Raw genomic sequence first — 15,162 nt, 5'->3', positions numbered from 1 at the left:
ATTGAGCGCCGTTTTTGTATATAAAATTGGTCTGCTTAGAAACCGTGATTAGCGTTACTGACGCGAAACCAGCCTGCAATACTGTAGCGATTGACTTCGGTGCGCAGCACTTCATGGGGGAAACGTTCACTCAAAAATACCACCCATTTGCCAAAGTTAGGGGAAATGGTTTCAAGTTTATTATCGTTTTCGTCATAAACGATCAACTCACCGCCGTGCTCCGCCTTCCAATCGTGGTTGAGAAACAGCACTGAGGTCAAAATGCGGTTTCTGCTGCCTTGTAGTACATCAGAGTGCTTTTGATAGAAAGCGCCAGGCTCATAGATGGCGTAATGGCTTTCAAAGTCAAATAGCCCCATGAAGAGTCGCTTGTTCATGCCTTCTCGAAGTTGTGTCATTAGATCGAGATAGAGCTTGTCGGCCGGTCGCTGCTCGGATAACCAACGAATTTGGTCACTGCGAATGCTTTCAACGAGTTGCTGCTCACCACCACGGCCGATCGCGGCTGGGCGAAAGTCATCCCAAGTGGCATTTTTAGAACTGAGTAATAACTGTTCACACACCGAAGGCGGTAATGTGTCAGGCAGAACGATATAACCGGTTTCAACCAATGCATCGGCAATGGTATCCATCACGGCTTCACTTAATTGTGGAACCATAACAAGGTACTCAAAAGAATAAAACACGATAGCTTTACTGGCAGGCTCTGAAGAGGTGAGCACTGTATTCGAGGTAGTGTCAGAACAGGTTGCCTACGTGGAAAAACGGGCTACCCAGTCAAAAATCGGCGCAATTATAAGTTGCGTTTACAAAAACGCAATTGGAGAAAGTGATAGATGGTGTCTGTTAAAACACTATTTAGGCGATATGAATAATTGCTGAGAATAGTGCTAGAGGGGCGAAGAGGTCACAAGTGAAAGGTGATAACCTTAACTAAATTAGTAAGGCATTGATTTTAAAGTTCGCTTCGGCTATGACTTCTTACGAGATACTTTAGACTCTTCACCTTTAAGTAGGCGCTTTATATTATCTTTGTGGCGGATCACTATGAGTGTCGACAGCATGGCGACGGGAATAGTAAATCGGTCATCGAGCCACCAAGTATAAACGGGGGCAAGCATTGCGGTACAGATGGCGGCAAAAGAGGAGTAGCGGGTAAGTAGCAGGATGACAATCCAAGAGCCCATAAGCCAAAGTGCTAAGTCATGACCGATGGGGGCCATGGCGCCAAAAGCTGTTGCAACACCTTTACCACCTTTAAAGTGAAAAAATATTGGGAAAATATGCCCAAGGCAGGCAGCGATGGCGATGACACCCAGTGCAATTGGGTCGACACCGAGTCTAAACGCAAGATAAGCCGGTGCTGCACCTTTTAGCATATCGAAAAATAGTACCAATGCCGCAGAGCTCGCGCCGCCGATGCGCAGTACATTGGTTGCCCCGGGGTTGCCTGAACCTTGGCTGCGTGGGTCGGGAAGTCCGCGCATTTTACAGACCAAAACAGCACTCGATATTGAGCCGGCCAGATAGGCGGCTAATATCATCACTATGGTTAGTACTGTTACGGTCAAATTGGTTTCCTTATTCGTCTTAGGGTATCATCGCGCCACGTAATGTCGGCGTGGCTATTTTTATCACGCACTTATGACCAAAATGGCTAAAGAGCCCGTTAAATATTGTTTTGGTAACGCTGCGTTAGCAAGCTTGCCTAGTAGGCGATAGCTTTTTAATAATTCTTTATATAGCGAGACTTATCCTACTTTGGTTTGGTCTCGTTAGAAAGAGCATCAGGCTAATATTTCAGCTTTGTGGCGGATTATATCCCTTTTGTTCGTTTTAGCTTATCTGACCTCAGCGTCATAGATTAAAGTTTTGGAGATATCATGGATAAAGTACTGATTAGAGAGCTTAGAATTGAAACTGTTATCGGGATCTATGAGTGGGAAAAGCAGATCCATCAAAGCTTGCTAATTGATTTAGACATGGCTTGGAATAATCGCCCAGCAGCCGATAGCGATGACTACCAATATGCGCTCTGTTACGAAACGGTGTCGAATCGATTGACAGCACTTATCACCGAAAAGCCGATCGAATTGATTGAAACTGTCGCTGAAATGGTCGCTAATTGTGTGATGAGTGAGTTTAATGTGCCTTGGGTCAAGGTTAAGGTGATGAAGCCCGGCGCAGTGCCAACGGCTGCCGCTGTGGGTGTTGAGATTGAAAGAGGTTATGCATAGATGGCAAAGATCTTTATTAGCTTGGGGAGTAATATTGAGCCTGAGCGCCATCTTAAGGCGGCTTTAACGGACCTTAATAACTACTTTAGCGCATTAGAATTATCATCTGTGTTTGAAAGTGAAGCGGTGGGCTTTGAGGGAAGTAACTTTCTCAATATGGTTGTTGCCGCACAAACCGAGTTATCGATAGCTGAAGTGGTGAGCACTTTCAAGCAGATTGAACAGGCCCATGGCCGAGTGAAAGGCGCGAAGAAATTTGCCCCTAGAACCTTAGATTTAGATCTGTTGCTGTATGACGATACCGTTAGCGAGCAGCCGATTGAATTACCGAGAGCTGAAATCCTTTATAATGCCTTTGTGTTATGGCCATTAGCGGAGATCGCTCCCTCTTTAACTCACCCCGTTGTCAAACAGTCATATCAAACCCTTTGGGAGAGTTATGACAAGAGTCAACAATCACTATGGCCAGTTGAGTTTAGCTGGTCTGCGTAAACCTCTTTTTTACTTAGGATAGTTATGGATACCTTTCAGGTGATTATATTGGCTCTTATTCAGGGCCTCACCGAGTTTTTGCCGATCTCAAGTTCTGCTCACCTTATTTTGCCTGCACAGCTTCTGGGCTGGCAGGATCAAGGCCTGTCGTTTGACGTTGCGGTTAACACGGGCTCTTTCTTAGCGGTCGTGATGTATTTTCGCCGCGAGCTATTGTCGATGTTTACCGCTTGGACAACGAGTCTTGTCACCCGTAAACAAACTGAAGAAAGTAAGCTATCTTGGTGGATCATCTTAGCCACTATTCCTGCAGTCATTATCGGCTTTAGTGCTAAAGGTTTTATCGAGACTCACTTTCGTAGTATTGAGGTCATAGCGGTAACAACCATAGTATTTGGCCTACTGCTCTGGTGGGCAGACAAAATGCAGCGTGAAGGCTTTAATGAGTTTCAAGTGGGCTGGAAAAAGGCGCTCGTTATCGGTATCGCCCAAGCGATGGCGCTCATTCCTGGTACGTCTCGTTCAGGTGCGACGATTACTGCGGCACTGATGTTAGGTCTTAGTCGTGAAGCGGCTGCGCGATTCTCATTTTTGATGTCGGTTCCAGTGAGCCTAGGCGCGGCTATCTTAGTCACCAAAGATCTGCTTTCTAGTGGCCAAGTCATCGACTATCAGGCGTTAGGCCTAGGAGTGGTGGTGTCGTTTATTGCAGCTTATATCTGTATCCACTACTTCTTAAAGATCATCAGCAAGATGGGCATGACACCATTTGTTATCTATCGCCTAGCGTTAGGTGCGGTTTTATGTGGGGTTATCTTTTTATAACCGTAGGGCAAGCCAGCCTATAATTTAAACCATTGTTCTAAAAATGAGCGTGTCATGAATAGTATTTATCTTTGCCCAGTTTGCCAATCACCACTTATGGTGCATCAAGAGTCCAAGGGGCTGCATTGTGAAAACAAGCACCACTTCGATATTAATGAGCAGGGTTATTGGCTGTTTAGCCAGCCTAAGAAACCTAAGGCTGACTCTCGTGCGGTGATGCGCGCTAAGCGTTACGTGCTCGAGTCGGGGATTTATGTTCCACTGGCGCAGTCTATGGCGAAAGTGATTGCTGAGCTTCCTCAAATAGCGAATGCCGAAGCATTGTCTCAGCTCGACTTCGACTGTGGTGATGGCTACTTCCTGCGGACACTCAAGGGGATTTTAGCTCAGTTAAAACCAGAACTTACGCTGACGCAGACAGGGATCTGCGAAGCTGAGAATGCGATTTTTGCCGCAGCTAAGGCCGAGGCGGGACCAACTTATATCGTCTCAACGTTGAAACGCTTACCAATTGCCGATGAAAGCTTCGATTTAGTGACGCTAATAGATAAGCCACTCAAGGGGAAAGAACTGACTCGCGTATTGAAGCAAGAAGGCATTTTGCTGCAAGTTGCTGCGGGGCCGAGACACCTTTGGCAAATTCGTGAGTTTATCTACCCAGATTTATCGGAAAAGCCGCTGAGCGAGAATTTGCCTAAAGAGCTTGAACTGCTCCATAGTGAGCGTTTATCGCTGACGGCAAGTGTATCAGGTGAGCAGGCTATTGCGCTGCTGGAAATGACACCTTATGCATGGCGCGCCAATGATAAAATGAGACATCAAATTCAACATACCCAGTTCGATAGATTAGAAATTGACTTTGTCATTAACGTGATGACTAGAAAATAATCTGTGCTCAGGGTAACCTTTGCTTATTGAATTAAACGGAAACTGAAAATCGATGATGCGTACTTTGCTGTTGTTCATCTTGGCATGTTTGCCACTGACTTCGTTCGCCAATGTTTATTCAATTCCTCAAGATGGCAGTCGCCTAATTGGGGAGTTGCAAGAACATGTTGTGCAGAAGGGGGACTATTTCCAAACCATCTCTAAGCAATACAATATTGGGATCTTGGAACTGATGCAGTCTAACCCAGGGGTCGATCCGTTCTTGCCGACACCTGGCACTCGTCTGTTGATCCCAACTCAGATGTTACTACCGGATGTGCCACATAAAGGTGTGGTGATAAACCTCGCTGAGTTGCGCCTCTATTACTTTCCTAAGGGCGGTAAAGAGGTTCACGTATTCCCAGTCGGTATCGGCCGTGTCGGCCGTGAAACACCTGAGATGGTGACTCGAATTAAGTCGCGTATTCCTAATCCCAGTTGGACGCCACCAGCTAGCATTCGTAAAGAGCATCTAGAAGAGCGCGGTGAGGTATTGCCACGAGTGGTACCAGCAGGCCCGGATAATCCACTGGGTAAGTTTGCGATTCAGCTATCTTATGGTGACGGTAGTTACCTTATTCACGGTACCAATAAAGATTTTGGTATCGGTATGCGCGTAAGCGCGGGCTGTATTCGTTTAAACCCCGATGACATCGAGTGGCTGTTCGATCAAGTGAAGTATGGCGATCAGGTTACTATCATCAATGAAACCGTTAAGACCTCTACAGAGCCAGACGGTCGTGAGTTGATCGAGGTACATTCACCTTTGTCGACCGCAAACGGTGGCAGTGATAACGTCCGCCAGATGAATCGTGGTGTGGTTGAGTTTATCGGGAAAGAGCAGGTCGATTATGCCAAGGCTAACGATGCCTTGCTGACTCAAGCGGGTATTCCGGTCAATATTCAGAGCCTGTCAAACGGCTAACCAGTAGCTGACTGTTTAATAAAGGCGTCCATTAGGGCGCTTTTTTATTATCTTAGTTTGATAAGGTTTGAAAGTTTGGGGGAATAAGTGAGTCTGAGAAACAGAATACAGCGGATAAATTAAAGGCTTGGTCAAGTACGATACTCGAAACCAAGCCTTGGGAGTCAGCCGTTATAGAATAAGGCTTAATTCCTAAACAATATTACTTCTTGTAAGAAGAAGCGATGTTGTCGATGCGTGCGTTAGCACGTTCTGCTTCAGCAACGCCAGCTACTGCTGCTGCAGTTGCATCATCGATGTCTGCAGACATTTTAGCGTGATCTGATTTTAGAGAGCTAACTTCAGCTGAAAGCTGGTCAACTTTGTTACCTAGGTTTGCAACGCTTTCTTCAAGAGCAGTAGTGTTTGCACAGCCACCTAGTAGGGCAGTCATTGCTACACCAGCAATCATAAGTACTTTTTTATTCATCGGGAATTCCCTTTATATAGGTTGGTTTAAATAAGCACAGCTGCACATTACAACTGAACTGGTTAATTATGTCACACAGAAAAATTATTGCTATGCATTTTATCGCTAAGCTCTGAATAACTTAGTGAAAATTTGTGCAATTGCAAGCTAAGTGTAAATTATTCACAAATAATACACCTATAATATTAGTCTATAAAAACGACTTTTTATGATTTTTTATGAAGGTGAAGTGGCTTGCAAGCCTTTAATCACCTGTACTGCAGCCGTTCTCGCTTTACCTAACTGCTCACGGATCTCGGCGCCTTTATACCCTTGTGCGATAATAGCCTGTACTTCAACAGCGGACGCCGCGGCAAAACACTGTTTAAGGTAATCAGCCTGAGGATAGGGGGTAAACTCGAGTCCGGTGCGCCCTTTACTGTCGGCTTCACAGGCGATTAGTAGTTGCTCTAGTCGGTGAGGCTTGCGCCAAAAATCTGCTTTATCAAACAGTTTGACCAGAGTATCAGCCCTAAGCTCGGTCACCTTGTGGATGTTTTGATGTTGATCGCTGACCAGCAGCGCCAAGTCACGATACTCATTGGGTACCCTAAAGCGCTCACATAAGGACTTAATTAAGGGTAAGCCTTTTTGCCCATGACCATGGTGTTTTGGTAAGTGTTCTTTAGGGCTTAATGCCTTACCTAGATCGTGCACCAAAGCGGCGAAGCGTACTGAGTTATCGTTGGTTAGCTTGGCAACTTGCTCAAGCACCATCATGGTATGAACCCCAGTATCGATTTCTGGGTGCCACTTTTCAGGCTGAGGAACACCAAATAGTGCCTCAATTTCAGGAAATAACACGGCGAGTGCACCACAGTCCCTTAATACTTGAAAGAATACTTGTGGGTCATCTGTTGCAAGCGCCTTATCGAGTTCTAAGTAGACACGTTCGGCGGTTAAAGCCTCCAGCTCGCCACTTTGGCTTATCTTAGCCATTAAGGCCATGGTTTCCGGTGCAACGCTAAAGCCTAGATTGTGAAAACGAGCAGCAAAGCGGGCCACTCGCAGGACTCGTAAAGGGTCTTCAATAAACGCATCGGAGACATGTCTGAGGGTGCGTTTTTCAAGATCTGCCACGCCGTTATAAGGGTCGTAAAGTTTACCCTCTTCATCTTGAGCTATAGCGTTTATCGTTAGATCTCGGCGCATTAGATCTTGCTCAAGGGTAACGGTTGGCGCGGCATCGACACTAAAGCCACCATAACCCGCTGCGGTTTTTCGTTCGGTACGCGCGAGCGCATATTCTTGGCTGGTCTTGGGGTGTAAAAATACCGGGAAGTCCTTACCAACCTGATTATAGCCAAGTGCAAGCATCTGCTCTGGTGTTGCACCGACGACCATATAGTCGTGATCTTTAACTGGAAGGTTGAGTAATTTATCGCGGACGGCGCCGCCAACAAGGTAAATTTTCACAAGATCTCTCACTTAATAACTTAACGGCGAGTGTAGCATGATTCCATTGTCTCCTAAGTGAATTGTTAGATGTTCTCATACTCAAAACTTGGATACAGACAGTAATATATCGCGATCAATTTGATATTGGACTTACTTTAGTAGAATAAGTTAAAGCAAATTTTGACAAGCATTGCCCTTGGCTTTAACGTGAGTCTTAATTCTAGATTTATGCCGAGGTTTGGGCCGAAACGGAGCCGTTTTGTCCATCCACGAAAATTGAAAGGCATCGACTGGCACATCAAGGTAATATAAACACCCGTTGTGTGTATATTTATAGTGCATAAGAGTTTCTGCTCTGTAGGCGTCAGTTCAACATGGTTTTAAAAGGATAAAAGCTCGCATGTATAAGGCTTTCTTTGGATTAAATGACAATCCGTTTTCTATCGCACCGAACCCTCATTATCTGTTTTTGAGTGATCGCCATAGAGAAGCTTTGGCACATCTTACTTATGGCCTAGGTGAAACGGGTGGCTTTGTATTGTTAACAGGTGAGGTGGGGACTGGGAAAACCACAGTTTCTCGCTGCCTGTTAAAACAGCTCCCCGATAATACCGATACCGCATTTATCTTAAATCCGTCATTAACAGAGTCAGAATTGCTGGCGACCTTGTGTGATGAGTTAGGGATTACTTATGGTGACGAGCCCAGCCTTAAGCAGCTGACAGACTTGATCAGTAAGTTCCTGCTTGAGAATCATAGCAAAGGCCGTAATACGGTATTAATTATCGATGAGGCACAGCATTTAAGAGCCGAAGTGCTCGAACAATTAAGGCTACTCACCAATTTAGAAACCGACACTAAAAAGTTACTGCAGGTCATCTTGATTGGTCAACCTGAGTTGCAGCAACTACTTAAAAGGCAAGAGCTACGCCAGTTAGCCCAGCGCATCACTGCTCGTTATCATCTTCTGCCATTAACGGTTGAAGAGGTGGCGCTGTATGTGCAGCATCGTCTGCAGGTCGCCGGCCGCCATGAGCCACTGTTTCATAAGAGTGCGATTAAGGCGTTACATAAATATAGCGGCGGTATTCCAAGATTGATCAACCTGTTATGTGAGCGCGCCTTGATGGCCAGTTATGCCCAGTCGAAGGTACCTATCGATAATAAGATGGTACGTTTAGCCTCAGCAGAGGTATTAGGGGAAGAGCCTGAAAAGAAGAGTCTGTTGCTGCCAGCCAGCATAGCTGCATCGCTGCTTGCTACCTTCGGCATCGCGTTTTATCTATTTAGCCCATCGGCTACCACGGCGAACACCGCTGCTGTCAAAACACCTGCACCTGTCGTTGCTTCTGTAAACACGGTAAAGCAAGATGCGAGCAGCAATGCTTTAAATAATAGCCAGCGCGTACTCAATAATGCGATCTCTCAGAGCCGTGATATCGACAGCGCCTACGCCAGTATTTTAGGCTTGTGGGGCAAGGTGCCCTATATTGGGTTGACCGCATGTCAGTCGGCTAAACAGCAGGGGCTTGATTGTTTTCAGCAGCAGGGCAATTGGCACTCTTTAGTACGCCTTAACTATCCTGCCGTTGTCTATCTGGTCGATGATAAGGATCAAGCCTTTTATGGCACTGTGGTGTCACGTCAGGGCGAGCAAATTTTGCTACAGCTTAATGAGCAACAGCTTTGGGTGAGTCGAGATTGGTTTACCCGCCACTTTAGCGGAACCTTTGAACTTCTCTGGCAGGCACCTCTAAATCAGCCAAAGGAGATTGGACAGTCGGCGAATCAGGCTCAGCTCCAGTGGCTAGAGAACAGCCTAGCGCGTATTGATGACAGAGCGCCGAGACTGGTTGATTACTTTGACCCCGAATTGGAGCAGAACTTAAAGGCGTTTCAGCGTCAACATGGTTTGACCGCCGATGGTATTGCAGGCAGCCAAACACTTGTGCAGCTTAATCTGTATTTAAGTGATGCTGGACCGCGACTCGGTCAAAGCAAGAGGTTGTATTAATGTCGATTTTACTCGATGCTGTGACGCGAGATAAACAGCAATCTCAAGGGATAACCCATGATGTGGTGTTGACTCCGAGGGCGCAATACAGGGCGAAGCAAGACAGTGGTAAAGGGCTTAAATATGCCATAGGTTTTGTCTCGCTATTACTGTTGACCGTCTTAGCCGCTTGGCTTTTGAGTAAGGTCTTGTACCCCGAATCGAAGGGGGCTAACGGGCTTTTGGAAGCGACGAGTGTTAACTCTAGTGCTAATCTAACGCCTAATCAACACGAGTTCGCGAAACAAGAAACAGCCCAACAAATGAGTCAGCAAGAGGCTGACTCTGAGCTTACAGGTGACTCAACACCAGAGTCGGTGGCCGAGATCCGTCTTGCAGGGAAGGTTGTGCTGCCCATCGCTCAACCTATGGCGGTAACTCAACCCATGATGGTTTCCACTTCACTGCCGCCGGCAAACAGTACTGTGTCAGAGGAGCCTAATGAGCTGATGGCCGCGGTGTTGAATGCGCAGCAGAGTGTAGAGAATAATAGTGTAGAGAATACTCATGAGACTGCTTCTAACCCCGCCTCAAGTAAGAGCCGAGTGACAAGCGACAGTGAGCCTATTATTCTCGGTGCCAATAGCAATCAGCGTGGTGAGGAGCTGCTTGAGTCGCTCAAAGAGCAGGTAGAAGATGCCGCTAACGATGTAGGCTTAAAAAGCTCGGAGCCTGCGGCAAACAATAATCTATTAGCGGCATTTGAGGCAGCACTTAAGGATGTAGAGCGGGATAATGCGGTGGCGACGCCAGTGACAGAGCCAAAGCTCGACCCCATTCCTACGACACCAAAGTCGGATGATATCCCCAAGTATGGTCAACTGCCAGCGGGGCTACAATTACAAGTCCCCGAGTTTAATATCAATGCCCATGTTTATTCGAGTGCGCCAGATAATCGTTGGCTCAATGTCGACGGGGCTGAGTTGCAGGAGGGGGATAGCATTCAGGGCAAGCTGACAATCGTTGAGATACGCCCCAGAGATGTGGTGTTAGCGATTCAAGGTACCGAGTTTAAAGTTCCTGCGATTTAATCTTTGATACGGTATAAATCATTAGGCTTAATAAACAAAAAGGAACACCTAGGTGTTCCTTTTTTATTTATAGACTTAACGCCTATCTATTTAGATTAAGCCTTAGCAAGCTTAGCAAATACGCGATCCGCTGCAGCAAGTGTTGCTTCAAGCTCTTCTTCACCGTGAGCAAGTGATAGGAAACCTGCTTCGTATGCGCTAGGAGCAAGGTAAACCCCCTCATCTAGCATCATGTGGTAGAACTCAGCAAACAGTGCAGTATCACACTTAGTCACTTGAGCAAAGTTGGTCACAGTCTCTTCGCTTGTGAAGAAGAAACCGAACATGCCACCAACGTAGTTGATCGCCATTGGAATGCCGTGCTTGTTAGCAGCAGCTTTGAAGCCTTCTGCTATGTATTGAGTCTTAGCGGCTAGCTGCTCATATACACCTTCTTCACAAAGGGCTTCCATCTGTGCAAGACCTGCAGACATGGCAATTGGGTTACCAGAAAGTGTACCTGCTTGATAAACCGGACCTGTTGGCGCGATAAACTGCATCACATCTTTGCGACCACCGAAAGCACCCACTGGCATACCGCCACCGATCACTTTACCTAGTGTTGTTAGATCTGGTGTTACGCCATAATGACCTTGTGCGCCGCTCTTAGATACGCGGAAACCTGTCATCACTTCGTCAATAATCATTAGTGCGCCGTACTGATCACAGATAGCACGTAGACCTTGTAAGAAACCGTCGATTGGCGGAATACAGTTCATGTTGCCAGCCACTGGCTCGATGATGATACAAGAGATCTCTTCTGGGTATTGCTCGAAGATAGCTTTAACAGACTCTAGGTCGTTATAAGTCGCCGTTAGCGTGTGCTTAGCGAAATCTTCAGGAATACCTGGAGAGCTTGGTTGACCCAGAGTTAGTGCACCAGAGCCTGCTTTAACAAGTAAGCAGTCAGCGTGGCCGTGGTAGCAGCCTTCAAACTTAAGGATTTTGTCACGGTTAGTGAAGCCACGTGCTAAACGGATAGCACTCATGGTTGCTTCAGTACCTGAGCTCACCATACGAACCTGCTCCATTGATGGAACCATTTCGATGACTTTCTCAGCCATAGTGACTTCAAGTTCAGTTGGTGCGCCAAAAGATAGGCCATTTTCAACAGCTTTTAATACCGCTTCACGAATTTTTGGGTGGTTGTGGCCTAAGATCATCGGGCCCCAAGAACCTACATAGTCGATATATTTCTTGCCATCGGCATCGAAAATATAGGCGCCATCGGCTTTTTCGATAAAGCGTGGCGATCCACCCACACCTGAAAATGCACGTACTGGCGAGTTAACGCCACCAGGAATGGTCTTTTTAGCCTGTTCAAAGAGTTCGTCGGAACGGGTCATTTTTAATCCTTAAAATTTATAGCCAACCTAGAAATCAGCTTTTCGTGAATACCAATTAACTGGACGCTCATATTGCTCAAGTTGAGAGTCAACACCTAACGTCAGCGCAAACAGTGCCATGCGGATCAACAGACCATTATCGGCTTGTCTAAAGATAGCCAAATTTGGATGGTCGTTAAGATCATTATCCAATTCATTCGCTTGCTCACGAGAGTCCCGTGGCAGAGGATGCATGATCACAGTGTTTGATTTGCAATGCTGTGTATAAATACTTTGGTTTAAACGGAACTTACCGCGGTATTTGTTCGCTTCTTCTTGAGAAGGGAAGCGTTCTTCTTGAATACGCGTTAGATAGAGTATATCAGCGCGATCTAAATTGCCTTCAAGTTGGTCTGTTATTGTGATCTTATGGCCAGCATTTTCAATGTCACTGATCACAGAGTCAGGCATTGCTAGCTCTTTTGGTGATACGAGTGTGAAGCTGACATCTTTATACATGCATAACAGGCGAGAAAGCGAGTGTACGGTGCGGCCAAATTTCAGATCGCCCACCATGGCGATATTCATACCGCTAATATCACGGCCACCGGCTGCCAGCTCTTTTTGGATGGTGAATAGATCCAGTAAAGCCTGAGTTGGATGCTCGTTTGCACCATCGCCGCCATTGATAACGGGTACACGGCTGCCTTTGGCAAAGTCACGCACCGAGAAAGATTCTGGGTGGCGCATGGCTATCACATCTGAGTAGCTCGATAGTACACGGGCTGTGTCGTAAAGTGACTCGCCTTTTGATAGCGAAGATGAAGCCATGCCGACGGTTTCGTTAACTCGGCCGCCCAGTAAACTAAAGGCGCTGGCAAAGCTGACGCGAGTACGGGTGCTAGGCTCAAAAAACAGGTTACCCAAAACGGCACCATCTAACACTGTGGTACGTTTTTGTCGTAAAGCATAAGGGGTCATGCGAGTAGCAACGGAGAAAACGGTTTGAACGGCTTCCAAATCGAGTTGGTTTACCGACAGGATGTGCGAACCTTGAAACTGAGTCATCAGCCTTTATTTCCAATTTCTGAGGGGCGAATAGCTTTGCTATAGCCCAAATTTATGTAGGGTGGCTGAGGCGGCACTATAGCAGAATCTAATGGGCAGATAAATATAACAAGTACAGAACATTGGATTAAATCATCCAGATTTTTGACTTATAGGTAAGGGCTGAAACATTCTGTTGCCGCAAATTTCGCTAAAACCTTGCCAAAAGGCCAAGTGACGCGTAAAACTGCCCATGAGTTATCATATTTTCGATTCAAAACAACCGATTTGGAAGGCTTAGTTTGGACCATTTTATTTGGAATATTGACCCTGTAGCGATTAGTTTTATGGGCTTGAAGGTACATTGGTACGGGATCTTGTTTGCGCTGGCAATTGCGTCAGGCTTTCAGGTGATGAAACGCATCTATATTAAAGAGAGCTTGCCTGTCGAGTCGTTAGATAATCTGCTGATGTATTGTGTGGTGGGGATCATTGTCGGCGCGCGTCTGGCGCACTGCCTGTTTTACGATCCTGCTTATTACTTTAGTCATCCATTGAAGATTTTTGCTATTTGGGAAGGTGGGCTTGCAAGTCATGGTGGTGGTTTAGGCGCAATTTTAGCCCTGTATTACTACCAGCGTCAGGTGAAATTACCCTTCTTATTTTTACTCGATCGCTTGGCGATTGCCACGGCGATTTTTGGCTTCTTTGTGCGTATGGCTAACTTTGTAAACTCCGAGATCTTAGGTCTACCAAGCACTGTGCCTTGGGCGATTGTGTTTGAGCGTGTCGATATGCTGCCGCGTCATCCAGCCCAGTTATATGAAGCCATTGCTTACTTATTGATATTTGTGTTGTTGTGGGCCATTTATAAACTCAGCGATATGAAGCAGAAGCACGGCGCCATCTTCGGCTTATTCCTAGTGCTAGTATTTAGCTCTCGCTTCCTGATTGAGATGGTGAAGGTCAAGCAAGCTGTGTACGCCGATACCTGGACCTTCAGTGCTGGTCAGCTATTGAGTATTCCATTCCTGCTTGTGGGGATAATGCTACTGTTGATGCCTTATTTGCGTAAAAGCAAAGCCTAATAACTATTGAGTTATTAAAAAGCCGTAAGCAAATCGCTTACGGCTTTTTTGTATAGACCTTAGTCCTGTCTTGGGATTAAATGCAGCGGTGCAGCATCACTTAAGTAGGCTTCATCGACTTGATCTAACTTGTTGTAGCTAATCATCTGACGTATGCCATCAATATAGGCTTGGCCTCGCTCAGAGTATTTATCTAAGGTGCCAGCCAGTTCCATGCCGGTGATCGGCTTATTGTCAGCGCGTAAGCTTGCTCTTAATTCCCTAAGCTTCTTATAGGCGTTGTTAGTGTTGAGGTTCAGCATATATCCCTCAACCGATGCCAGGGGCGTATCGAAGCGGGCTAAACCATAGTTGCCTAACTCTTTACGCTGCTGTTTGGGGATCATCCCCTTGCCGCTAAAATCCCACTGTCCGAAAAACGCATTGCCTTCAACGGTAAAGCGGGAGGTTGCCCAGCCACTCTCTTCCGCTGCTTGGGCAAGCACCAATGAAGGCGGCATGATATCGACCTCTTCAAGTAAGGTTTGCCTTTGCGCCTCAGTTAACGCTGTGTCTGCGTCAGGAGTGATTTTGTACTTTAGGGCAATTCTTTGTAAAACAGCGTCATCGAGCGGTGCTGTTTCAATTAAGCGGCGTTCCAGAAGAATATTCTCATTAGCCACTAAGATTAATGGCGCGAGCAAGCGGAAAAACACCATCTTCTTTTGTTGCACAGGGATTTGATTCGAGGTTTTTTGCCAGCGTTCACTGACAGACTCGAAGGTCAGCCTTGGGACTTCTCGATTGCCTTGTTGCCAGCTTTGAGTGTTGTAATTTAATGAGTCAAATAATGCCATCAATTCATCGAGCGAGTCGATGCGTACGTCTTTTGGTGCCTTGGTTGGGCGCTCATCGGAGATTTTAATAAAGCTGGTTTGTGTCTCATCAGAATCAGGCGGTGTCGCTAAATCGGCAGCGACGGTTTTTGGTGTTTGTTTGATGGTGACCGTGTCGCTTTCTGGATTAAATTGAGAGTTTGCGGCATAGAGAATTAATAGGACGGCGAGTAGGGTAAGAGCGATAAGAGTTTGAGGTTTCTTGAGCATACACAGTCCTTTAAGTCTGGCGCTAATCAACTAAAGCTTCATCTTACTACACTTGGTCTTGTTATTAAATTGTTGCTACCTCTGTGGCGAGGGCAAAAGGGGGATATGAAGGATTTGACTCAACAAGGATGGAGCTTAAGAAAAAAGCCCAGATAGCTTAATTATCTGGGCTTTTGCTGATA

15 protein-coding genes are annotated in these 15,162 nt (G+C 46.2%); 8 read left to right on the top strand and 7 right to left on the bottom strand.

Features of this window, described 5'->3' with window-relative positions; translation table 11 throughout:
- Positions 1-35: 35 nt before the first annotated feature.
- Both L1D44_RS19450 and plsY read right to left on the bottom strand, forming a co-directional pair.
- Positions 36-659, bottom strand: coding sequence for a 2OG-Fe(II) oxygenase (locus tag L1D44_RS19450; RefSeq protein WP_239892931.1), 624 nt, complete (start codon positions 657-659; stop codon positions 36-38).
- A 312-nt stretch (positions 660-971) separates the two neighbouring features.
- Positions 972-1,571 (bottom strand): glycerol-3-phosphate 1-O-acyltransferase PlsY, encoded by a 600-nt coding sequence (gene plsY / locus L1D44_RS19445; RefSeq protein ID WP_275660540.1) that lies wholly within the window; start codon positions 1,569-1,571, stop codon positions 972-974.
- A gap of 312 nt (positions 1,572-1,883) precedes the next feature.
- On the opposite strand from plsY, the gene folB reads away from it, so the two are divergent.
- From folB to L1D44_RS19420, 5 genes are read left to right on the top strand one after another with little or no spacing between them, the layout of a single operon-like run.
- Positions 1,884-2,237: a dihydroneopterin aldolase gene (gene folB, locus L1D44_RS19440; RefSeq protein ID WP_239892930.1), complete on the top strand. Its 354-nt coding sequence runs from the start codon at positions 1,884-1,886 to the stop codon at positions 2,235-2,237.
- On the top strand, positions 2,238-2,729 hold the full coding sequence (gene folK / locus L1D44_RS19435) for a 2-amino-4-hydroxy-6-hydroxymethyldihydropteridine diphosphokinase (protein WP_239892929.1): 492 nt from the start codon (positions 2,238-2,240) through the stop codon (positions 2,727-2,729). It begins immediately after the preceding gene.
- 24 nt (positions 2,730-2,753) lie between these two features.
- Complete coding sequence (locus L1D44_RS19430; protein ID WP_239892928.1) at positions 2,754-3,554, top strand: undecaprenyl-diphosphate phosphatase; 801 nt, start codon at positions 2,754-2,756, stop codon at positions 3,552-3,554.
- Positions 3,555-3,608: 54 nt separating this feature from the next.
- Positions 3,609-4,442 carry a putative RNA methyltransferase gene (locus L1D44_RS19425; protein ID WP_239892927.1) on the top strand — a complete coding sequence of 278 codons (834 nt, stop codon included), beginning with the start codon at positions 3,609-3,611 and terminating at the stop codon, positions 4,440-4,442.
- 52 nt (positions 4,443-4,494) lie between these two features.
- Entirely contained in the window at positions 4,495-5,406 is a 912-nt protein-coding gene (locus L1D44_RS19420) for a L,D-transpeptidase family protein (RefSeq protein ID WP_239892926.1), read from the top strand.
- A 202-nt stretch (positions 5,407-5,608) separates the two neighbouring features.
- Here the strand turns inward: L1D44_RS19420 and L1D44_RS19415 are convergent, their stop codons facing one another.
- Both L1D44_RS19415 and L1D44_RS19410 read right to left on the bottom strand, forming a co-directional pair.
- Complete coding sequence (locus L1D44_RS19415; RefSeq protein ID WP_220768149.1) at positions 5,609-5,875, bottom strand: Lpp/OprI family alanine-zipper lipoprotein; 267 nt, start codon at positions 5,873-5,875, stop codon at positions 5,609-5,611.
- 216 nt (positions 5,876-6,091) lie between these two features.
- The gene (locus L1D44_RS19410; protein ID WP_239892925.1) at positions 6,092-7,330 is read right to left on the bottom strand and encodes a multifunctional CCA addition/repair protein; all 1,239 of its coding nucleotides are present in this window, start codon (positions 7,328-7,330) and stop codon (positions 6,092-6,094) included.
- 382 nt (positions 7,331-7,712) lie between these two features.
- Between L1D44_RS19410 and L1D44_RS19405 the strand changes: the two genes are divergently transcribed.
- Both L1D44_RS19405 and L1D44_RS19400 read left to right on the top strand, forming a co-directional pair.
- A complete protein-coding gene (locus tag L1D44_RS19405) occupies positions 7,713-9,326 on the top strand; it encodes an AAA family ATPase (protein WP_239892924.1) in 1,614 nt (537 codons plus the stop codon).
- The gene (locus tag L1D44_RS19400; RefSeq protein WP_239892923.1) at positions 9,326-10,396 is read left to right on the top strand and encodes a general secretion pathway protein GspB; all 1,071 of its coding nucleotides are present in this window, start codon (positions 9,326-9,328) and stop codon (positions 10,394-10,396) included. Before L1D44_RS19405 ends, L1D44_RS19400 begins: the two co-directional genes overlap by 1 nt.
- Positions 10,397-10,491: 95 nt before the next feature.
- On the opposite strand, the gene hemL is transcribed toward L1D44_RS19400, so the two are convergent.
- Both hemL and L1D44_RS19390 read right to left on the bottom strand, forming a co-directional pair.
- Positions 10,492-11,781: a glutamate-1-semialdehyde 2,1-aminomutase gene (hemL, locus tag L1D44_RS19395; protein WP_239892922.1), complete on the bottom strand. Its 1,290-nt coding sequence runs from the start codon at positions 11,779-11,781 to the stop codon at positions 10,492-10,494.
- A 27-nt stretch (positions 11,782-11,808) separates the two neighbouring features.
- The gene (locus L1D44_RS19390) at positions 11,809-12,828 is read right to left on the bottom strand and encodes an aspartate carbamoyltransferase (RefSeq protein WP_239892921.1); all 1,020 of its coding nucleotides are present in this window, start codon (positions 12,826-12,828) and stop codon (positions 11,809-11,811) included.
- A 281-nt stretch (positions 12,829-13,109) separates the two neighbouring features.
- On the opposite strand from L1D44_RS19390, the gene lgt reads away from it, so the two are divergent.
- On the top strand, positions 13,110-13,895 hold the full coding sequence (gene lgt, locus L1D44_RS19385; protein ID WP_239892920.1) for a prolipoprotein diacylglyceryl transferase: 786 nt from the start codon (positions 13,110-13,112) through the stop codon (positions 13,893-13,895).
- A 59-nt stretch (positions 13,896-13,954) separates the two neighbouring features.
- On the opposite strand, the gene L1D44_RS19380 is transcribed toward lgt, so the two are convergent.
- Positions 13,955-14,980, bottom strand: a complete 1,026-nt coding sequence (locus L1D44_RS19380) for a glucosaminidase domain-containing protein (protein WP_239892919.1) — start codon at positions 14,978-14,980, stop codon at positions 13,955-13,957.
- Positions 14,981-15,162: the final 182 nt, after the last annotated feature.

It is taken from the genome of Shewanella sp. Isolate13 (genome assembly GCF_022398325.1).
Taxonomy (GTDB): Bacteria; Pseudomonadota; Gammaproteobacteria; order Enterobacterales; family Shewanellaceae; genus Shewanella.
This window is presented reverse-complemented; position numbering and strand designations above follow the sequence as displayed.